The organism is Patescibacteria group bacterium, from assembly GCA_041662965.1.
In the GTDB taxonomy this organism is placed as follows: domain Bacteria; phylum Patescibacteriota; class Patescibacteriia; order Patescibacteriales; family GWC2-42-12; genus JACPHD01.
The window spans coordinates 201,661-221,392 of the sequence record JBAZRI010000001.1 but is presented as its reverse complement, the minus strand read 5'-3'; the positions used below and the strand labels follow the sequence as shown (position 1 = coordinate 221,392).

The following is a 19,732-nucleotide window of genomic DNA, read 5'->3' as shown; positions in this document are numbered from 1 at the left end:
AATAATCTGCTAATTATTATTTTGGCGTTGAAGTCGCGGTTAAGGGCGCGGCCGGACGCAATTGAATGGACTGCGCGGTTAGACTGCCGTCCGAATTAGCGCTGCCGGTTATCATAACATTTTCCCCCATCTCCAAGTCAACCAAAGAACCATCAACCGATTTCATTATTTGCGTCGCGCCTGATAAAAAAACTATTTTTGATCCGCCATCAGCCGATTTAACCGTTACGCTTTTATCATCTTTGGCGATAATATCGCCATTAACAAACCCGCCGCCGGCTACTCTGCCTTGACGATTAAATTGCCCGCCTTGAGCCGGCCCGGCGCCTTGCCCAAATCTTTGTTGGCGCGCAGCATTATTCTGGGCGCTAGTTTGATTTTTGCCATACTGCATGCCGCCATAAAAAGAGCCGGCTCCAACTACGACTACTGCGATGATAAAACCAATTAACATTTTATTCTGCATAAAAATATTGTAAATTATTATTCAAACCTTAAAGCTTCAATCGGATTTAATTTTGACGCCCGGCGGGCCGGATAATAGCCGAAAATCAAACCGATAGCCGCCGACACGCCAAAAGCTAAAATAATCGACATCGTCGAAACCACAGTAGCTAAACCGGCAAAACTGGATACGGCCAAAGAAATCAGCCAACCCAGAGAAATGCCAATAATGCCGCCCAATAACGTCAGCATAATGGCTTCAACTAAAAATTGGCTGCTAATATCCTGCCTGGACGCGCCGATGGCTTTGCGCAAGCCGATTTCTTTGGTCCGCTCGGTAACGGTCGTCAGCATCATATTCATAATGCCGATACCGCCGACGATCAAAGAAATCCCGGCGATAGCGGCGAGCAGCATAGTAAGAGTGCCGGTAACGCTTGAAGCCGTGGCCACGATATCCGATTGGTTTAAAATATTAAAATCAACCGACGACGCATCGGAAATTTTATGCCTGGCCATAAGCAAACTGTTAACCTGCTCTTGAACCGTAGCCATGTCATCGGAATTTTCAGCCTCAATGCTGATAGTGGAAACATAATCGGCGCCGGCTAAATATCTCTGCATAGTGGATAAAGGTATATAAATTATATCATCTTGGTTGGAGAAACCGCTGCCGCCCTTAGCTTGCGTAATGCCGATAACCTTAAATTCAATTTTATTAATTTTAATCGCCTGACCGATTACATTGGCGGCATTGGCGCCGAACAGATCATCGCGCGTAGTCGGGCCTAAAACCGCGACCTTAGATAAACCGGAATTATTTTGATCGGTTATAAATGAGCCTTGCTCTATCTTTACGCTTCTGACTTCCGCGTAAGCGGCAGTCACGCCGTCAACCGAAGTATTGCTATTAGTGCCTTTAGCCGTGATCTGATATCTTTGGGATAAATCCGGAGCAACCGCTTTAACTGAAACAACTTCTTTTTTAATAGCGTCAGCGTCAGCCTGCTTTAAAGATTGGGCGCTGCCTCGAGCCGAGCTGGCGCCGCCGCCGAAACCGCGCTGGGCGCCCGGCATAACCATAATCAAATTTGAACCGATGGATTGGATGCTGGACTCAATTGAGGCTTGAGAACCCTGGCCGATGGAAACCATGGCGATAACCGAAGCCACGCCGATAACTATGCCTAAAATAGTCAGGCTTGACCTAATTTTATTGCTTGATAAAGCCAGAAAACTTTCTTGGAATAAATCGTAAATCAACATATATTTTTTATTTTATGCCATTTATTCTCCTGTGATCATTCTTTCTGTCGCTCACAATCATCCCGTCCTTAATCATAATTATCCTATCCGCGTGCTCGGCCACGTATTGTTCATGGGTAATTAATATAATCGTCCGGCCTTGCGCGTTTAAACTGCGAAAAGTTTCCAAAACCACATCGCCGGTTTTTGAATCCAAATTGCCGGTCGGCTCGTCGGCTAAAATTATAGCCGGATTATTGACTAAAGCCCGGGCAATAGCCACTCTTTGCATTTGCCCGCCGGACAGCTGGTTGGAAAGATGGCTGAAATGCGATTCAGCCAAACCGGCTTGCGTTAAAGCTTCTCTAGCCTTTTTTTCGCGCTGTTCGGCCGGTATCTCGGCGTAAACCAAAGGCAGCATGACATTGCGCAACACCGTCGCGCGGGATAATAAATTAAAGGCTTGAAAAACAAAGCCGATTTTTTCTTTTCTTATCCGCGCCAACTCATCTTCGGATAAAGCCGAAACGTCTTTGCCGCCTAAATAATATTTGCCGCTGGTCGGAATATCCAGCGCGCCTAGAATATGCATTAAAGTTGACTTGCCTGAACCGGACGGACCGATAATGGCGATAAATTCGCCGTCATTAATAGAAAAAGAAACATCTTTAAGAACTTCGGTTTCAACGCCGCCGGTGCTATATGATTTGTATATATTTTCACATTTAATCATTGGCTTTAATTTGAATAAATTAATCGCGAACCTAAAGCCGCTTTGCCTTAACGGCCGCCGCCGATGCCCGGTATTCTTATGCCTCCGCCATTGCCGGTTTGTGCTGTCGTGGTTTTAGCCGCGCCGGAAGTTATTGTCTGGGTGATAACTTTATCGCCTTCATTCAAGCCGCTGATTATTTCCGTATTAGCATCATTGGCCAGGCCGATCTGAACCGTAATGTTCTGCGGCTGGCCGGCTGAATCAAGCGTCTGAACATAACTGCCACCGTTAGCATCGGTTTTAACCGCCGAGTTAGGCGCCATCAAAACGTCGGTTTTAACGCCTGTAATAATAGTCGCGTTAACGCTCATGCCTGACTTAACGCGGTCGTCTTGCGTGTCAAAAACAATTTTTACATTATAGGTAACCACGCCCTGGGTTACCGTGCCCAGCGAATCAATTTCCGCGGCTTGGCCGCTGATGCTAAGTCCGTCAAGCGCGTCAAAAGTAAGCGTCGCCTTATCGCCTATTTTTATCTTAGCCGCGTCAACTTCATTTAAAGAAATTTCCGCGATGCGCTGCTTAGTCATAATCGTAGCGATGGCGCCTGACGCCGAATCGCCCGCTTTTAAATTAACCGCGGCGATTATGCCGTCAAACGGAGCTTTAACGGCATAATCGGCTAAAGCAATTTGCGCGTCATAAAGCGCGTTGCGTTTTTGCTGGAGCGACAATTCCTGCGATTTGATATCCAACGGATCGGCGCCGCCTTTCAATTCAGCCAGCGCGGCTTGTTTTTCTCTTAAGCTATTTTCAGAGGCGGCTAAATCCAAAGGCTGATTTTGGGTTAATGTTTTTAAATTATTGTTAGCCGCGGCGATGGCGTCTTTATAAGTTTTAATAGCCGCCTGCGCCGACAACAAATTTGATAAAAATGTATTAGTCTGGCCGGCGTAGGCCGCCAAATCAGTTTTATAGGCAGTAACTTGAGTAAAAACAGACTGGTCCCTTAGAACGCGAAAGTCGGACCAAGTGGTTAAATAATTGTTTTCGCTCTTGACCGCTTGGGCAATCGCTTTAGCGGCCGTGAATGTTTTATCCAGCAGATTTTCCACGGCTTGAGGCGCTGAATAAATACTGGCATTTTTAAAATCTTGATAAGCCAGATCGTAAACCTTAAGAGCCGCCGCGTAATCATTTTCCGCGCCTGCCTGATATGATATAATTTTTGACCGATCGATTCCATATTCAAAAGTTGAATTTAAAAGCACGGCGGTATTTATTTGCCCGATGTCTAAAGAAGCCTCGCTGGCGCTTATTTCCTCGCTATGAAGAATATCATCCAGCGAAACAACCATGTCGGGCAAACTTAAAAAAGTATTAGAAATATCATTAAAAGCGTCGCTATAGGCTTTACCTAAATTAGTTTGGGCATTTTGCAAAGAATCTTTGCCGTTTTGATAATCAATCGGCTGGGACAATTTAAGTTTATCCAAGCTGGTTTGGGCGCTGGCAACCGAATTCTCGGCTTGCGAAAGGGAATTAGCGCTAGCCGCCTGCTTTAATTTATCCATGGCCAATTGAGCGCTTTGCAAACTGGATTGAGCGTCTCTAACCGTTTTATAAGCGTCTCTAGCGTCAATCTGCGCGATTAGCCCTCCGCTCTTAACTTCCTGTCCGCTGACGACGGCAATTTTAGCAATATCGCCGGAAACTTTGGCTTTAACATCAACTTGGTTGGAAGCGGAAATCTGGCCGCTGGAAGAAACCGAGGTGATTAAAGTGCCTTGCTCAACGGCTGAAGTAATATAGCTTGGCTGGATATTGCCAGCCTTATATTTATTATAGCCGTAATAACCGCCGCCGCTAATTATTAAAATCATAAAAAAAGCGATTATTTTATGATTCTTAATAGCGCTAAAAATTCTTTGTGTCATATTTTTATTTATATAATAAAGAATGGCCAATATTAAATTGAGCCATCCTTTATCATGCCATATATATTTTTATGATATATGCCCATTATTTTAATTTATTGCCGTAATCGCCCGAAGCCGGACATTCCCCCGCCTCCGCCTAAACAGCCGGCGCCTCTGTTAACGCCTAATTCTTGCCTGATGGCATCCGCTTGCTGCTCCAGCTTATAAGCTTCTACGAAACGATTGAAATTAGCGACGTTAATCTGTTTTAAGATCGGCGCGTTTTCGCCTACCGCCTTAACCCAGGCATTATAGTCGCCGGCGTTTAAAGCCGCTCTGACCGCGTCAACTTTAGTTTGAGCCTCGGCTTGCTTAGCCGTTTTCTGTTCAGCGGTTAAATTGGCGTTTTGCCCCCTGTTTTTCCAAAATCCGCCGAAATTCCCATTAGCGTTGCCGGCCGCCGAAGCGATTGAAACCGCGCTGGCGGCCGCGGCGAAGATGATTAAAGCGGCTACTCCGGAAATAATATAAGATTTTTTCATGATTTTATTGTCTAAAGCTATAAGCCGTTTGGCTTCCCCATTACCCAAGGCGGCATATAGCGGATAGAAATTATTGATTTATTAGAAATCTCCGGGCTTGGCCATCCCCTATTGACTATTACGCAAGAGAAAAAAATTTCTTCAAAAAATCATTAAAATTTCTCCGGCATTCCATTGTATTTTTGGCAATCGCCAAAACGGTCGGCGTTTTCAGCCGCCGGGCAGGGAAATCTCCGCTTCATCAATCCGGCTTTTTCAAAAAAGCCCTTGCCCGGCATCATGGGTAAAATTTCAGTAGCGCTAAATTCGCGTTCGGCCTGAATCTTGCCGATAAAGCGCGCCGGCCGGCCGACTTTTAATTCAACCGCCTCGGCGCCCGGCACCGGCTTCGCGCCCTTAGTCAGCACTTTCCATTCCTGCCTTTCCCTATTGGCTAAAATATAAATGTCATCATCAACTCGCGAAATTATCATGCCCATCAGCCTGCCCTCTTCCGGCTGCGACCAGAAATCAATCCGCGGATTAATCAGGCGGTCGTAAAATGGCGCGTGCCGGCTAAAACTATCGTCTATTTTTTCGCCAAAACCAACGGCGTAAAAAATTCCTCCGAAAATTACGCTGGCCGCTATTATTCCCAAAATAATTAAAAACAGCGGATAGCGATAGCCTTTTTTAGTATGTTTAACATTATAAATAACCGCCAGCGCGAAAATAGCCAGACAGGCAAGCCAAAAAATCGGGATTAACAATAATAATTTCTCCCAAAGCCGGCCGCCGGACCGGCCGTAAACTTCCAAATCATTATAGCGGCTCATATAAAATATCAGCGACACGGAAATCGCCCCGAAGAAAAGCGCTAAAATACCCGCGCCCCAGACAGCATAATTTTTTAATAAAAACCGCCATCTCGGCTTAGGCTGAATTTTTTCAGCTTCAATTTTATGGAGGAATTCTTCCTCAAAATTTTTGTCCAAGGCCATATATTTATAATTTAATATTCTGCCCGATTAATTTTTTCCTAAACTCCGCTTTAGCTCTATTCATCAGCGAGCCGACCGTGCCGACCGGCCGCTTGATAATATCGGAAATTTCCCGATAATCTTTTTCTTCAAAAAATTTCAATATTAAGATTTCGCGGTATTTTCCGTCCAGCTTATCTAAAATCTTTAAAATATTCTCTCTTAAATAGCCCGTGTCCATGTCTTTTTTAATGTCAAAATCAGACATGATTTCTTTAAAATTTTTATCATCAATCGCCACCGCGTGCCCCTCGGCCCTGACTTTAAGCTTGCGATAATGGCTGATCGTTTGGTTGCGGGCGATCGCGTAAATCCAGGAGGAAAATTTTAAATCTTCGTCAAAATCATTAAGATTCAAATAAACTTTCAAAAAAATTTCCTGCAATAAATCGTCCGCGTCTTCAGAACTTATATTAGACAGCCGCCGGACATATCTTAACAATTTTTCTTTATAGCGGTTGATAATCAATAAAAAATAATCCCGATTTTCCAGGCTTAACCGCGCGATTTCTTCGTCGCTTAATTTTTGCGCTTGCTCATTATTAATCATAAGCTGTCTCGTCTAAGCTCTTACTTAGTAATACGCAGAAAAACAAACTTTCTTCACGGCCGCTTAAGAGCCTTTATTTTAACCAATTAACCGCTTATTGGCAAGCGGCTTAATCTTTAAACAAGGCGGCTATCCGCCATATCGCAAGAATTGCTTTTTTAATTATCTTCTGCTAATATTAAGCTATTATTAATTTACTTGTCCTCCGAAGTTCTAGCGAAGGAGGATTAAATTTAAAATTTATGCCATCATTATTGTATGTCCTGTTTTTTATCATCGTCTTCATTGTTTTGCCAGGTTTTAAAGTGGTCCAGCAGTATGAAAAAGGCGTGGTATTTTTCCTGGGAAAAATTATCTCGGTCAGAGAGCCGGGCTTAAACTGGATCATCCCGTATTTTCAATGGATGCGCAAAGTTGATTTCAGGACCATGACCATGCCGATCCCGCCGCAAAAAATCATTACTAAAGACAACGTCTCGGTGGATATCTCGGCTGTGGCTTATTTTAAAGTTATTGACGCCATAAAAAGCATCGTGGCCATAGAAAACGTGCGCCAGGCCATTGACCAAATCGCGCAAACCACGGTCAGAAATATTGTCGGACGCTTTCAATTGGACGAAGTTTTATCCGAGCGAGACGCCATCAATAAAGAAATCCGCATAGTTTTAGACGCCCATACCGAACCTTGGGGCGTAGTCGTAGAACTCGTAGAAATAAAAGATATTGAACTGCCGGAAAACATGCAGCGCGCCATGGCTAAACAGGCCGAAGCCGAAAGAGAAAAGCGCTCTAAAATCATCGCGGCCGAAGGCGAACTCTTAGCCTCGGAAAAATTAGGCCAAGCCGCCGACATTATGGCCGAGCACCCGATCGCCCTGCAATTAAGGAACTTACAGACTCTGGCCGAAATCAGCATTGAAAAAAATTCCACCATCATTTTCCCGGCGCAGCTAATGAACACGGTTGAAGACATAAAAAAATTCATCGTCAAAGAGCAAGCGACGAAAAATTAACACTTACATAGCAAAAACACCCTGCCTTTGCAGGGTGTTTTTTAATGTTTGACAAGCGGTCTTTCGCGTGATAATCTAATATGTTATTGGTAAATATTACCTTAATCTGCATTTCGCAGAAAAATTGTTCTTTATAAAAAAATTTGACTAACAGGAGGATATCATGACAGAAGTAAGAGCAAGAAAAAATTTAAAAATTTCAGACAAGCAGGCTCTAGTTTCAAAATTAATAAACATGATTTTCGGTATTTTGCGTAATAACCCTAAATGTTTAGGATTAAGCAATAAAGACGCGCGGCTAATTCTCAATAACGAGGTGCGTGCTAAGTACTTACTAAACAGCTTACTTTATTTCCCGCTAAGAGATGTTGCTGAAGACTTACGAGAAGATGCTAAAAATGTATTTAGAAGGTTATCTAAACCAAATTATAATCAAACGGCGCAGAAAATGTTCTCTTTTTTCAGGAAAAATGGTTGGGAGATTGAATTCGATGATGATGTGATTTCGACTATGCCGAAAAATAAAAAAATCAAGATTCCTGTTGAATTTTTCCATAAGGGTGTCAGCCTGCGTTATAACGTAGCTGAAGTTGAGCTTAAAAGCCGTGGCTATAAACGGTGGGCCAATCCTTACGAAGTGGTCGACATACTTAAAAAAAATCCTTCTATTTTTCAGAAAGCGCGCATCATTGATGTTCTCTGGAAAGATGCCAATGGTCGTTTGTGTTTTATTTCGTTCGGGGAATATCATGATGGTAAAAAAATTAAAGCTTACCGCCCAGCAGATCCCGAATATAAAGGTGGCAGCGCAGTTTGGCTCGCGGCTGTCCGCTAGCCCTTTCTAAAAAACTATTAAATTTCAAAACCCACCAAAAAACGGTGGGTATTTTTTTACTACATTAAATAACGCTTTGCGCTGATTTTCTTAAAAAAATTATTTAACTGGGTGAATTTGCCCTATTCTGAATGATTTGGTAAAATGTAATAACGCTTAATACTTATTCACAGACAAAACCATGACTCAATTTGACCAAAAATATAAGGAAGCTATTTGGGAAATAATGAATAACGGCTATGAAGAATATAACGAAAGAACCGGCCATAAAACAAAAATCGTCCCGGGCATTACTTTGCATTTAGATGATGGTTTTCCCCTCTTAACCTTAAGAAAAATACCCATAAAAATTTTTGTAGCCGAACAAATTTGGTTTTTAACAGGTTCCAATCGTCCGGATGAATTTTTAAAAAAATATACTAAAATTTGGGATGATTTTACCGAAGAAGACGGCACGGTGGCCGCGGCTTACGGCTATAGATGGCGTAAACATTTCGGCCGCGACCAAATTGATTCCTTAATTAAGCATTTGCAAGAGCAGCCTGGTTCCCGCCATGCCGTAATTATCACTTGGGATCCGTCCGACGACGGCCTAGGCTCGGGCAACAAAAAGAAAAATGTCCCCTGTCCTTACACGTTTACCGTCAATATTATAGGCAACCGATTGCATATTCATTCCATCGTCCGCTCCAACGACATGATATTAGGTTGTCCGCATGACGTAGCCGGTTTTGCTTTACTGCAATACATTCTGGCGGCTAAACTTGGCGTTAAGCCGGGCCGGCTAACCCACTCCATCAGCAACGCCCACATATATGATATTCATTATAAAGCCGCCTGGGAAATATTGGAACGGGATAACCAGCATCCGAAAATTTCGCTTGAGCCTCAAGAAAATTGGTTTGAGCGGGCGGAAAAAGCCGATGATTCTTTAGTTGAAGAAATTGTCGGTAAATTAACCGCTCAATACCAACCGTTGCCGCCGATTCAGGGTTTAAAAATCGTGCTTTAAATCTTAATTTAAAAATATGTCGCTACTTAGCAAACAGGAAATTTTGGATTATTTAAAAAATAATAAAATCATTTTTGACCCCCGGCTTGACCAATACCAAATCCAGCCTCATGCCGTTGACTTGCGCCTAGGCTACAGTTTTTATATACCAAAAAAATGGAAACTTTCCGAAAACGGCCGGATTGCCATTAACTTTGATTATTTTAACGCTAAAGAATCGGCCCAAGATAATTTTGACTTGGTTAAATTAAAACCCGGGCAATATTTTGAACTGTTGCCTAAAGAATTTATAATTGCTTCATCATTGGAAAAAATAACTTTGAAAGACGATCAAATCATGGCCCAGCTTAATGCCCGCAGCTCTCTTTTAAGGAGAGGCCTGTTTATCGCTAATGGCACGATTGACGTAAAATACCAGGGCACGCTTACCTTCCCTATCGTCAACAATACCGATACGCAAATTATTAAATTATATCCGGGCGAAAGAATTTCTCATCTGACTTTCCAGACTCTATCATCTCCGATTTCCGATGAAGACGCCAAAAAACACGGCTTAAAAGACGCTAAATATTTTGAATCTACACCTTACGGCTTAGAAAGCCGCTCCGACAGCGAAGAAGAAATGGATTTAATCAAACAAGGCCAGTTAGACCAGCTTAAAGAAAAATATAAAATTTAAAAATATGACCGAACCAATAAAATATCCTTATCTCCCCGAAGGTAAAGTCATCCAATTCGTCGCCGAAGATAATCAGTTTATGATTGAAGCGAAAAAAATGGCCGAGACTACCGGCTGTTCTAAACAGCCTACCGGCGCTGTTATAGTAAAAAATGGAATAATTATCGGCCGTGGCTGTAATGCCGGTAAAAAAATAGAAGTTTGCCCGCGAGTTTTAAATGGCAGTAAAACCGGAGAGGACTATCATTATTGCAAAGAGGTATGCTTACAAACTGGACACAGCGAAGTAACTTCAACCAATAACGCTAAAGCTAACGGACAAGATAGTAAAGATGCAGATTTATATTTATACGGTCACTGGTGGTGCTGTAAAAATTGCTGGGACACGATAATTAAAGCGCGTATAAAAAATGTTTATTTGGTTAAAAATTCTTATAATAAATTTAATTTTTCCTCATCCGTGGGAAAAATATACATTAGCGGCGCGCTCACCAACGAAACAAATTCGGCCCATAGGGAAACTTACCAAAAAATCGCCGCAATTTGCTCTAAAATTTGCTCTAATGTTTATGTGCCTCATCTTGGTGGAACTGATCCGATAAAAAACCCCCGGGTCTCGCCTCTGGCGGTCTGGAAAAAAGATCATCATGAAGTCGCCAGCGCGGATTTAATAATCGCTTATGTCGGCTTACCCAGCCTGGGTGTTGGCGCTGAATTAGAAATCGCCAGAATTACAGCTTCTGATATTATCTTATGGTGGTATCAGGGAGAAAAAGTCAGCCGTATGGCGCGTGGTAACCCGGCTGCCGTAAAACAAATCGAGGCCAAAGATGAAAACGACCTGCTTAAACAATTGGATTTATTCTTAAAAAATTATAATAAATAAATGATTTCCGTAACCTTAATGATGGCCATAACGGCCGACGGTAAAATCGCCAAAACCAGCGGCCACTTCCCCGATTGGACGTCCAAAGAAGACAAAAAACTGTTCGCCGAAATTTCTAAACAGCACGGCGCGGTTATGATGGGCGAAAAAACCTTCGCCACTTTCCCCTCGCCTCTTAAAGATCGGCTGAATGTTGTTTTTACTTTAGAAAAAAATCCGCCGGAACGGGCCGGAGTAAAATGGGTGTCGGGCGAGATTGAGCCGGTTTTAGCTGAACTGGAAAAAATGGGCTATGCTTCGGCCTTGCTCGGCGGCGGCGCTTTTTTAAATACCCTGTTTCTAGAAAAAAAATTAATCAGCGAAATAATTTTAACGGTTGAGCCGAAAATCTTCGGCGCCGGCCTGGGATTATTCAATGGAGATTTTAATATTAATTTAGAGCTAAAAGAAATAAAAAAAATAAACGATAACGCTATAATGCTAAAATACAAAATATTATATTAAATGAAAAAATCAAAAAATAAAACAAAAATAGTTGTCTGCCGCGACATAAACGGCAAGCTATATAAAGTAGATGCTAAAAAATTAACTTTTCGCCCATCAATTTACGGAATTTTAATAGAAAAAAATAAAATATTGCTTTCAAAACAATGGGACGGCTATGACTTTCCCGGTGGTGGCGCCGAACTTCATGAAACCATTGAAGATACTTTAAAAAGAGAATTTTGGGAAGAAACCGGATTTAAAGTTAAACGGGGTAAAATTATCTACGTCGGCAGCTCTCTTTTTCATTCAACCATGAGAAAAAAATATTGGAATTGCCAATTATTTTATTTTTTAGTTAAAAAAACCGGCGGCAAATTATCAAAAGATAATTTTGATGAATATGAAAAAAAATATACCGATATGGCCGAATGGATTGATATAAAAAAGCTTAACCGGATAAAATTTTATAATCTCCTAGGCAACCGCGGCAGCGGCAAATTAATAAAAAACGCTTTAAAAAATAAATAATTATGGAAAATAAAAAAATTATTCTCGGCTTCGTCGGGCTATTGGCCGCGGGCAAAGGAACAACAGTTAAATATTTAAAAGAAAAACATGGCGCCAGCCCCTACCGGTTTTCTACCATGCTCAGAGACGTGCTGAAACGGCTTTATATCCCGGACGCCAGGGAAAATATGCAATTTATTTCTACGGCTCTAAGGCAATATTTCGGCGAAGATATTATCGCTAAAGTTATGGCCAGCGACGTAGCCAATGATAAAAATAAAATTGTCGCGGTTGACGGAGTAAGAAGGCTGGTGGACATAAAATATTTAGCTGAAATGGGAAATTTTAAATTAGTCCGCATCGCGGCCGATCCGAAAATAAGATATCAAAGAATTGTTTTACGCAAAGAAAATCCCGACGACGCTGATAAAACTTTTGAACAATTTTTAGAAGACCATAATAAAGAAGCCGACGCCGAAATTCCGATGGTAATGGCTAAGGCCGACCTGGAAATAAATAATAATGGCAGCCTGGAGGATTTATACAAGCAGATTGACCAAATCATTTTAAACAGCTAGATTATAATCAGGATATTTAATAAAGGAGGAGTGCTTAAAAAGCGCTCTTTTCTTATCTAAAAACATGGAAAAACAACGCGGAAAATTTATCGTTATAGACGGCACCGACGGCTCGGGCAAAGCCACGCAAACCCAGCTTTTAGCTGAAAAACTCTGGCGGGCCGGTTTTAACGTGGCTATCGCCGATTTTCCCCAATATAACACTAAATCTGCCGGCATGGTTGAGGAATATCTTTCCGGAAAATACGGCAGTCCGGAAGAAGTCGGGCCGTACCGGGCTTCTATTTTTTACGCTTGCGACCGCTATGACGCCAGCTTTAAAATAAAAACCTGGTTGGCCGAAGGCAAAATAGTCATTTCCAACCGCTACGTTACGGCCAATATGGGGCACCAAGGGGGTAAAATTTCTAACGATCTGGAAAGAAAACATTATTTTGATTGGCTCTATCAGCTTGAATATGAAATTTTTGATATCCCTAAGCCGGATTTAAATATCATCCTCCATGTGGACGCGGAGATTTCCCAGCAACTGGCCCAAAGCAGGCTAAAGCAAGACTGGAACGGCAAAACCAACGACATCCACCAAAACGACCTTAACCACTTGAAAAAAGCCGAACAAACTTATTCGCAAATAGCGCAAAATTTCCCGAATTTTACCTTGATTGAATGCGTTGCCGACGGGCGAATGCTAAGCCGCGAAGATATCAGCAATTTAATCTGGGAAAAAATTATCAGGCTTTTTAAACCCGCGCCCTATTCGGCCAACTTTAAAGAATTACACAATAGCATATCGCCGACCGGCGCCGAAGAAAACATTTTAAAACTTAAAGTTGAAAAAATATCTTCCTGGGCTAAATTGCCGACCCGCGCTTACGAATACGACGCCGGGCTGGATTTATATTCGGCCGACTATCATTCTTTAACTCCGGGAAAATACGCCATAATAAAAACCGGAATAAAAATCGCCCTGCCTAAAGGGTTTGTTGGTTTAGTCTGGGATAAAGGCGGATTGGCGAAAAACGGCATCCACTCTTTAGCCGGAGTGATTGACGCCGGCTTCAGAGGCGAAGTTACCGTAGAGCTCATAAATTTAGGCCAAGATATTTTCCACATCGCGCCCGGACAGAAAATCGCCCAATTATTAATTCAAAAGATTGAATTGCCGGAAATAGTTGAAGGGCGCGTCGCGGATGAAACCGACAGAAAAGACGGCTGCTTTGGCAGTTCGGGGCTGTTTTAATTTTTCTTCATTTTACTTTTGTTAATAATTTAGGTAAAATTACTATATAAATTCAATATGTATGGATTGGAGAAAAAAATTATTAACTATAGCAAAAACTGAATTAGATAACTTGGACGTAGCTCATCGAGCAGACCATGGCTTAAGGATTTATGAAATCTGCAAAATAATCTCTAAAAGTTATAAAAAGGCTAATCTTGATATTTTATATGCCGCTGCCCTGCTCCATGATATCGGCTATATAAATAAAACTCATAATGAGCACAGCCATGAATCGGTTAAATTAGCCTTTAAAATTTTAACTAAAATAAAATTTCCGAAAAATAATATACCTATAGTTTTAAAAATTATTAAAGAACATGATAATTACTGCTGGGTTAAGAATCATTGTAAACATAAGCCAAAAGAATTAGAAATAAAAATTTTCCAAGATGCCGATAGGATAGAATCTCTTGGAGCAATCGGCGTTGGCAGAAATTTTATCTGGGCTGGAAAATATAACAAAACGATGTGGAATAAAAATATTAAATTCAGCCCCCATATTATTTTCGGGGGAAATTTCAGCGTTTTACATACTTTAAATTTTGAATTGTCGGCTTATAAACATTTAAACACTAAAGTCGCCAAAAAAATTGCTAAAGATAAATATTTATTTACTAAATTATTTATCAAACAATTTATTAAAGAATGGAAATAATTAAATATGGAATACGACGTCATTATCGGCCTGGAAATACACGCCGAGCTAAAAACCAAATCAAAAATGTTCTGCTCGTGCGATAACGACGCGCAGAACAAAAAGCCCAATACGACCGTCTGCCCGATCTGCCTAGCGCATCCCGGCACTCTGCCTCTGCCTAATAAGCAAGCCATTGAATGGACTATTTTAATCGGCCTGGCTTTAAATTGCAAAATCAATAAACTTTCCAAGTTTGACCGCAAAAACTATTTTTATCCCGACCTGCCCAAAGGCTACCAAATCTCCCAATATGATTTGCCGATCGCTTACGACGGCTTTTTGGAAGTTGACGATAAGCCGGTTTTAGTGACCAGAATCCATCTTGAAGAAGACACGGGCAAATTAATCCATCCGGCCGGAAAAAAATATTCTTTAGTGGATTACAACCGCGCCGGCACGCCTTTGATTGAATTAGTTACCGAGCCGGTTATAAAAGACGCGGCCACGGCTAAAAAATTCGCCCAAAGCTATCAGCAAATTTTAAGATTCCTGAATATCTCTAACGCCGATATGGAAAAAGGCGAGATGAGATGCGAGGCCAATATCAGCCTGCAGGCAAAAGGCAAATGGAAATATACCAACGGGCAAATCATGCCCATCGGCGATTATAAATTAAATCCCAAGGTTGAGCTGAAAAATATAAATTCTTTTAAGTACATGGAAAAAGCCGTTGATTACGAAATCAAGCGGCAAATTAAAGCTTTAACGGACGGCGGCAAGCTGATTCAGGAAACGCGCGGCTGGAATAATGACAAAGGCATAACTTTCAGCCAGCGGATAAAAGAAACCTCGGCTGATTACCGCTATTTTCCCGAGCCGGATATTCCGCCTTTAAAAATCAGCCAAAAATGGATTGATAAAATAAAAGCCGAGATGGCCGAATTGCCGGCGCAAAAAATAAAAAGGTTTAAAGAGGAATATTGTTTTTCCGATTATGAAGCGGAAATCCTGGCTTCGGACAAAGCTTTGGCCGGCTACGCCGAAAAAGTAATTTCCGAACTGCGCGCCTGGATTAAATCTTCGGGCGATGACTGGGAAAGGCAAAAGCATAAATTAGCCAAAGCCGCGGCCAACTGGCTGATTAACGAGCTGTTTAAACATTTAAAAAATGATAATCTAAGCATTAAAGACAATAAAATCACGCCGGAAAATTTCGCCGAATTCATTTGCCTGGTCTATCAGGATAAAATCAATTCTTCGGCCGCCCAAACCATTTTAGCTAAAATGTATAAAAACGGCGGCGACCCGTCAGAGATAATGGCGGATTTAGGCCTGGAGCAACTTGACGACCGGGAAGCTTTGGAAAAAATCATCGCCGAAGTGTTATTTAAAAACCAGAAGCAAGCCGGCGAGTACAAGGCCGGAAAAACCAATGTCTTACAGTTTCTGGTCGGCCAGGTTATGGCCGCCACGCGCGGTAAAGCCAACCCCAAACTATTAATTGAGATATTGAAGGAGATATTAAAAAAATAAATAAATTCATATAATTTTGCTTTAATAAATTAATAAAAAAATATGCAACAAGAAAAAATTACAGAGATGCTTCCCTGGGACAAAAGAATACCAAATATGGCCAAAGAAAAAGTTATAGAAAAAATTAAATCAGCCGGAATAAATGAAAAAGTTAAAGAAGAAGCATTAAAAACAGTTGAAGAAATTTTTAACGATCAAAGTTTTCCTGACGCAAAACAAATCAACGAATGGGGAAAAATTTTAGCTAAAATCGAACCAGAAAAGGTGGATGATACGGAAAAAGAAATGGCAGAACAATTCGCCCTCATGGGGGTCAAAGATGAACTAAAAAAACGCGGCATTAGCCTGATTATTTAATATATATTTTAAAAATAAAAAATGGGAGCCCTTTATAAATGGCTCCCTTTTAATTTTTGGCTGTCGTGTCATCGTGGACTTGGCAAAAGACAAAAAATATCTTTTCCAAATCTAATGATGAAATACTTTCGCCCAAAGCTGCTTCGGCGATTAACTTTGGGTACATTTTCTTAAAATCGCCGGTAAGAAAATCGGCGTTTAAACTAAGCTCTGAACCAAATTTGGTGATCGCCATTTCCTTAATAATGTGTGCGACATCTTGTTCTTTTATATCACTTTTTAAGCACATGCGCGACATAAAAAATTTTTGTAAGAACAATTGTACTTCGTGACTGATTAAACCTTCTCTGACCATCGCAGTCAACATTCTATTAATATTTTCCATCGCTTTTCCCTCCCACCCACCCGTATTTAAATTATTAAATCAATCAACTATAAACCTTAACTTCTTTATTATAATTTGTCAAGAAAAAAAATACAAAATATTTTTATATTATCAATTTATCACTAATATTAGCTTATTTGACAAATATTTATAATATGCTAGAATAATGACAATGCAAAAAAATAATCGCCTGAAAAAAGAATTTTCATATATGAACTTGGGCTCATGCCCGAGGCAGAAAATTATTTTCTAAAAAAATTCCCCGTTCCAAATAACGGGGAATTTTTTTAGGAGGTAAAATAAAACAAAATACATATTTATTAACTGATCTTTTAAAAAAGGAGGAAATATGAACGGATGCGATAACTGTTCAGTTAAAAAAAACTGTAAAGAACTCTTTAAGGATGCGCCATCGGCAGGCAGATTTTGCAATAGATGGAGAAATCAAGAGGGCCAAACCAGAGAACAAGAATCAATGGAGTATTCAAAAAATAATAATAAAAACAAATAACGATGTTCTTTTGAGGAGAGAAAAAATATGCAAAATTCTATTTGTTACCAAGCTCTTGGTTGCGGACTATTCGGCCTATCGTGTACCAACGAAAGGAGGCTAGTAGATTGCGGAGGCCCCATCAGAGGAATCCCAGTAACACATGCAATTGATATACTGAATGAACTGCTACCCATACCCAAAATAGGAATTTGCAAAATATGCTCGGTAGGAGTTGCCCCAGTTTATGCAGTTAATGGATCATATGATGCCTGCATTAAATGTTTTATCGAATTTATATTGCAGAATCGTCCTATGCCAGAACTAAGCAGGTGTTGTGTCATTCAACAAAAAACCCAAATTAGCGCATAACCTTTATATGTGGCTAACAACAAAGCCGGATGAATTTAACATCCGGCCTTTTTTTATTCTAAAAATCCGCTAACAACTTTTACTGCTTGTCCTGTATTTTTTACCCAATTAATCTTCCTGCCCTGCCTTTGCCAGCGCCTAAACCAGGACAGCTGGCGGCCGGCGAACTGATTAATGGCTATATTCAATTTTTCCGCCGTCTCATCATATCGCAGTTCGCCCTGCAAATACAAAGCGATGAATTTATACTCTAAACCGAAAGCTTCAAGCTTCTTAAAGCTTAAGCCCCGGCCGCGCAAGCGCTTAACCTCGTCCACCATTTTTTCTTTTTCCAATCTATATATCAATCTCTTATAAATTCTCTTTTTCAGCGCCTCGCGGGAGCAGGCCGGACCAATGATTAAAAATTCATATTTTTCTTCGGCTTTCCCGCTTTTAAAATTTTTATCCGATAATAAAATTTCCAGATAGCGGATTAAGCGGCGCTTGTTTTTACTGTCGCTATCATTTATTTTCGCCGCCATTTTAGGCGACAATTTTTTTATTTCAGCGCCAAGCCGGCTAACGCCTAATTTTTCCAATTTTTTTCTTAAATCTAAATCCGGCTTACTGTTTGACAGCTGAAAATTATCAACCACGGCCTGTAGGTATAAACCGCTGCCGCCGGCCAGAATCGGCAGTTTGCCGCGCCGTAAAATACCGTCAATGGCTTTAAAGGCTAATTTTTGATATTTAGCCACATTAAACCTAGCCTTAGGGTTGGCTATGTCTATCAAATGATACGGTATGATTTTTTTGCCGGCTTTATATTCGGCCAAATCTTTGCCTGTGCCGATATCCATGCCGCGATAAACCTGCCTTGAATCCGCGCTGATGATTTCGCCGTTAAATTTATTCGCGAGCTCAACCGCCAATTTGGTTTTTCCGCTGGAGGTCGGCCCGAGAATTACGATGATTTTTTTATTGCCCTGGCGCATAATTGCTTATTGATTATTCAGCCGCGGCTCCAATTAAGCCGAAATCCCGCGCTTTAGTAATTTTAACATTTACAAATTTTCCAATTAGCCCGTCTTTTTTATTTGCCATAGAAAATTTAACATTTTTTTCCGTGGCCGTCTTGCCGAACAGCTCCCCCGCCTTATTCCCGCCTTCAACCAACACTTTTAAAATCCTGTCGATATATTTTTTATTATTATCAAACGCCGTCTTTTTCAGTATCTTCGTCAACTTTTCTTCGCGCCTTTTTTTCTCCGCTTGCGGCACATTATCGGCCAATTTAAACGCCGCCGTGCCCGGACGCGGGCTGTAGCGAACGATATAAGCTAAATCAAATTTAATTTTTTTCATTAATTCGGCCGAATTTTTAAATTGTTTCTCGGTTTCCCCGGGAAAGCCGACGATAATATCCGTAGTTATGCTGACGTCAGGCATGGCGCGCCTGATTTTTTTTATTAAATTCGCGTAATGCTTGATTGAATATTTCCGATTCATCATTTTTAAAATTTTATCGTCGCCGACCTGGGCCGGCAGATGGATATGGCGGCAGACTTTTTTAGAGCCGGCTATGGCTTTTATCAATTTATCCGACATATCTTTAGGATGGCTGGTTATAAACCTAAGCCAAAAATCTCCCTTGATATTATTTACTAGCTTAAGCAAGCCGGCGAAATCAGTTTTGCCTGATTTATAGCTGTTAACGTTTTGCGCGATTAGAACAATCTCTTTATAATTTTTTTCAGCCAGACTTTTAACTTCGCCTAAAATGTCTTTAACCGGCCGATAAACTTCCCGCCCCCTGGCATACGGCACGACGCAATAAGAGCAGAAATTATCGCAGCCGTTGCCAATCGGCACATAAGCGGAAAATTTAGACTCGTATTTCGGCTTTATTTTTAAATAGTCATTTCCGCGTTTCGCCTTTGTTTGAAAATTCGTAATTTCACTAATCGGCAGCCAGACATCCACGTAATTTTTTAATCTATTTCTTACGTCTTTTCTGTTTGCCAGACAGCCGGTTAAAATTATTTTTACTTTTTTATTGGCTTTTTTTATATCCGGGATCAAGCCGTAAATCCTATCCTCGGCCATTTGCCTGACGCCGCAAGTGTTAACCACCGCTAAGTCGGCCCGATATTTATTATCGGTTTTTTTATAGCCTTGTTTTTCCAGCACACCGGCTAACCGTTCACTGTCAGACTTGTTCATTTGGCAGCCGATGGTGATAATATGGTAAGTTTTCATGATAA

The 19,732-nt window shown here is 41.0% G+C and carries 22 protein-coding genes; 12 read left to right on the top strand and 10 right to left on the bottom strand.

Features of this window, described 5'->3' with window-relative positions; translation table 11 throughout:
* Window positions 1-16: 16 nt before the first annotated feature.
* The 7 genes from WC639_00900 to WC639_00870 all read right to left on the bottom strand — a co-directional run bounded on the left by WC639_00900 (window position 17) and on the right by WC639_00870 (window position 6,434).
* The gene (locus WC639_00900; GenBank protein MFA6306354.1) at window positions 17-466 is read right to left on the bottom strand and encodes a hypothetical protein; all 450 of its coding nucleotides are present in this window, start codon (window positions 464-466) and stop codon (window positions 17-19) included.
* A gap of 17 nt (window positions 467-483) precedes the next feature.
* On the bottom strand, window positions 484-1,710 hold the full coding sequence (locus tag WC639_00895; protein MFA6306353.1) for an ABC transporter permease: 1,227 nt from the start codon (window positions 1,708-1,710) through the stop codon (window positions 484-486).
* A 7-nt stretch (window positions 1,711-1,717) separates the two neighbouring features.
* Window positions 1,718-2,422, bottom strand: coding sequence for an ABC transporter ATP-binding protein (locus tag WC639_00890; protein ID MFA6306352.1), 705 nt, complete (start codon window positions 2,420-2,422; stop codon window positions 1,718-1,720).
* A gap of 47 nt (window positions 2,423-2,469) precedes the next feature.
* A complete protein-coding gene (locus WC639_00885) occupies window positions 2,470-4,341 on the bottom strand; it encodes an efflux RND transporter periplasmic adaptor subunit (protein MFA6306351.1) in 1,872 nt (623 codons plus the stop codon).
* A gap of 95 nt (window positions 4,342-4,436) precedes the next feature.
* Window positions 4,437-4,865, bottom strand: coding sequence for a hypothetical protein (locus tag WC639_00880; protein ID MFA6306350.1), 429 nt, complete (start codon window positions 4,863-4,865; stop codon window positions 4,437-4,439).
* A 152-nt stretch (window positions 4,866-5,017) separates the two neighbouring features.
* Complete coding sequence (locus tag WC639_00875; GenBank protein MFA6306349.1) at window positions 5,018-5,845, bottom strand: hypothetical protein; 828 nt, start codon at window positions 5,843-5,845, stop codon at window positions 5,018-5,020.
* A 4-nt stretch (window positions 5,846-5,849) separates the two neighbouring features.
* Entirely contained in the window at window positions 5,850-6,434 is a 585-nt protein-coding gene (locus tag WC639_00870) for an RNA polymerase sigma factor (protein ID MFA6306348.1), read from the bottom strand.
* 242 nt (window positions 6,435-6,676) lie between these two features.
* On the opposite strand from WC639_00870, the gene WC639_00865 reads away from it, so the two are divergent.
* The 12 genes from WC639_00865 (at window position 6,677) to WC639_00810 (ending at window position 16,239) form a co-directional block, all read left to right on the top strand.
* Window positions 6,677-7,447, top strand: a complete 771-nt coding sequence (locus WC639_00865) for a slipin family protein (GenBank protein ID MFA6306347.1) — start codon at window positions 6,677-6,679, stop codon at window positions 7,445-7,447.
* Window positions 7,448-7,610: 163 nt separating this feature from the next.
* A complete protein-coding gene (locus tag WC639_00860; GenBank protein MFA6306346.1) occupies window positions 7,611-8,282 on the top strand; it encodes a hypothetical protein in 672 nt (223 codons plus the stop codon).
* Between the two features lie 181 nt (window positions 8,283-8,463).
* Window positions 8,464-9,294: a thymidylate synthase gene (locus WC639_00855; GenBank protein MFA6306345.1), complete on the top strand. Its 831-nt coding sequence runs from the start codon at window positions 8,464-8,466 to the stop codon at window positions 9,292-9,294.
* Window positions 9,295-9,310: 16 nt separating this feature from the next.
* Window positions 9,311-9,973 (top strand): dCTP deaminase, encoded by a 663-nt coding sequence (dcd, locus tag WC639_00850; GenBank protein ID MFA6306344.1) that lies wholly within the window; start codon window positions 9,311-9,313, stop codon window positions 9,971-9,973.
* Between the two features lie 4 nt (window positions 9,974-9,977).
* Entirely contained in the window at window positions 9,978-10,859 is an 882-nt protein-coding gene (locus WC639_00845; protein MFA6306343.1) for a deaminase, read from the top strand.
* Window positions 10,860-11,363, top strand: a complete 504-nt coding sequence (locus WC639_00840) for a dihydrofolate reductase family protein (GenBank protein MFA6306342.1) — start codon at window positions 10,860-10,862, stop codon at window positions 11,361-11,363.
* Window positions 11,364-11,873, top strand: coding sequence for an NUDIX domain-containing protein (locus tag WC639_00835; GenBank protein MFA6306341.1), 510 nt, complete (start codon window positions 11,364-11,366; stop codon window positions 11,871-11,873).
* A 2-nt stretch (window positions 11,874-11,875) separates the two neighbouring features.
* Window positions 11,876-12,430, top strand: a complete 555-nt coding sequence (locus tag WC639_00830) for an AAA family ATPase (protein ID MFA6306340.1) — start codon at window positions 11,876-11,878, stop codon at window positions 12,428-12,430.
* Between the two features lie 64 nt (window positions 12,431-12,494).
* Entirely contained in the window at window positions 12,495-13,670 is a 1,176-nt protein-coding gene (gene dut / locus WC639_00825; protein MFA6306339.1) for a dUTP diphosphatase, read from the top strand.
* A gap of 61 nt (window positions 13,671-13,731) precedes the next feature.
* Window positions 13,732-14,367, top strand: coding sequence for an HD domain-containing protein (locus WC639_00820; GenBank protein MFA6306338.1), 636 nt, complete (start codon window positions 13,732-13,734; stop codon window positions 14,365-14,367).
* 6 nt (window positions 14,368-14,373) lie between these two features.
* Entirely contained in the window at window positions 14,374-15,882 is a 1,509-nt protein-coding gene (gene gatB / locus WC639_00815; GenBank protein MFA6306337.1) for an Asp-tRNA(Asn)/Glu-tRNA(Gln) amidotransferase subunit GatB, read from the top strand.
* 42 nt (window positions 15,883-15,924) lie between these two features.
* Complete coding sequence (locus WC639_00810) at window positions 15,925-16,239, top strand: hypothetical protein (GenBank protein ID MFA6306336.1); 315 nt, start codon at window positions 15,925-15,927, stop codon at window positions 16,237-16,239.
* Between the two features lie 49 nt (window positions 16,240-16,288).
* Here the strand turns inward: WC639_00810 and WC639_00805 are convergent, their stop codons facing one another.
* The 3 genes from WC639_00805 to miaB all read right to left on the bottom strand — a co-directional run bounded on the left by WC639_00805 (window position 16,289) and on the right by miaB (window position 19,727).
* Window positions 16,289-16,624, bottom strand: a complete 336-nt coding sequence (locus WC639_00805) for a hypothetical protein (GenBank protein ID MFA6306335.1) — start codon at window positions 16,622-16,624, stop codon at window positions 16,289-16,291.
* A gap of 915 nt (window positions 16,625-17,539) precedes the next feature.
* On the bottom strand, window positions 17,540-18,463 hold the full coding sequence (gene miaA, locus WC639_00800) for a tRNA (adenosine(37)-N6)-dimethylallyltransferase MiaA (GenBank protein MFA6306334.1): 924 nt from the start codon (window positions 18,461-18,463) through the stop codon (window positions 17,540-17,542).
* A 13-nt stretch (window positions 18,464-18,476) separates the two neighbouring features.
* Window positions 18,477-19,727, bottom strand: a complete 1,251-nt coding sequence (gene miaB / locus WC639_00795) for a tRNA (N6-isopentenyl adenosine(37)-C2)-methylthiotransferase MiaB (protein ID MFA6306333.1) — start codon at window positions 19,725-19,727, stop codon at window positions 18,477-18,479.
* Window positions 19,728-19,732 lie beyond the last annotated feature (5 nt).

Excerpts from the sequence above, each read along its gene's own strand:
- WC639_00900 (MFA6306354.1), bottom strand. The coding sequence starts at position 466 with ATGCAGAATAAAATGTTAATTGGTTTTATCATCGCAGTAGTCGTAGTT.
- WC639_00895 (MFA6306353.1), bottom strand. The coding sequence starts at position 1,710 with ATGTTGATTTACGATTTATTCCAAGAAAGTTTTCTGGCTTTATCAAGC.
- WC639_00890 (MFA6306352.1), bottom strand. The coding sequence starts at position 2,422 with ATGATTAAATGTGAAAATATATACAAATCATATAGCACCGGCGGCGTT.
- WC639_00885 (MFA6306351.1), bottom strand. The coding sequence starts at position 4,341 with ATGACACAAAGAATTTTTAGCGCTATTAAGAATCATAAAATAATCGCT.
- WC639_00880 (MFA6306350.1), bottom strand. The coding sequence starts at position 4,865 with ATGAAAAAATCTTATATTATTTCCGGAGTAGCCGCTTTAATCATCTTC.
- WC639_00875 (MFA6306349.1), bottom strand. The coding sequence starts at position 5,845 with ATGGCCTTGGACAAAAATTTTGAGGAAGAATTCCTCCATAAAATTGAA.
- WC639_00870 (MFA6306348.1), bottom strand. The coding sequence starts at position 6,434 with ATGATTAATAATGAGCAAGCGCAAAAATTAAGCGACGAAGAAATCGCG.
- WC639_00865 (MFA6306347.1), top strand. The coding sequence starts at position 6,677 with ATGCCATCATTATTGTATGTCCTGTTTTTTATCATCGTCTTCATTGTT.
- WC639_00860 (MFA6306346.1), top strand. The coding sequence starts at position 7,611 with ATGACAGAAGTAAGAGCAAGAAAAAATTTAAAAATTTCAGACAAGCAG.
- WC639_00855 (MFA6306345.1), top strand. The coding sequence starts at position 8,464 with ATGACTCAATTTGACCAAAAATATAAGGAAGCTATTTGGGAAATAATG.
- dcd (MFA6306344.1), top strand. The coding sequence starts at position 9,311 with ATGTCGCTACTTAGCAAACAGGAAATTTTGGATTATTTAAAAAATAAT.
- WC639_00845 (MFA6306343.1), top strand. The coding sequence starts at position 9,978 with ATGACCGAACCAATAAAATATCCTTATCTCCCCGAAGGTAAAGTCATC.
- WC639_00840 (MFA6306342.1), top strand. The coding sequence starts at position 10,860 with ATGATTTCCGTAACCTTAATGATGGCCATAACGGCCGACGGTAAAATC.
- WC639_00835 (MFA6306341.1), top strand. The coding sequence starts at position 11,364 with ATGAAAAAATCAAAAAATAAAACAAAAATAGTTGTCTGCCGCGACATA.
- WC639_00830 (MFA6306340.1), top strand. The coding sequence starts at position 11,876 with ATGGAAAATAAAAAAATTATTCTCGGCTTCGTCGGGCTATTGGCCGCG.
- dut (MFA6306339.1), top strand. The coding sequence starts at position 12,495 with ATGGAAAAACAACGCGGAAAATTTATCGTTATAGACGGCACCGACGGC.
- WC639_00820 (MFA6306338.1), top strand. The coding sequence starts at position 13,732 with ATGGATTGGAGAAAAAAATTATTAACTATAGCAAAAACTGAATTAGAT.
- gatB (MFA6306337.1), top strand. The coding sequence starts at position 14,374 with ATGGAATACGACGTCATTATCGGCCTGGAAATACACGCCGAGCTAAAA.
- WC639_00810 (MFA6306336.1), top strand. The coding sequence starts at position 15,925 with ATGCAACAAGAAAAAATTACAGAGATGCTTCCCTGGGACAAAAGAATA.
- WC639_00805 (MFA6306335.1), bottom strand. The coding sequence starts at position 16,624 with ATGGAAAATATTAATAGAATGTTGACTGCGATGGTCAGAGAAGGTTTA.
- miaA (MFA6306334.1), bottom strand. The coding sequence starts at position 18,463 with ATGCGCCAGGGCAATAAAAAAATCATCGTAATTCTCGGGCCGACCTCC.
- miaB (MFA6306333.1), bottom strand. The coding sequence starts at position 19,727 with ATGAAAACTTACCATATTATCACCATCGGCTGCCAAATGAACAAGTCT.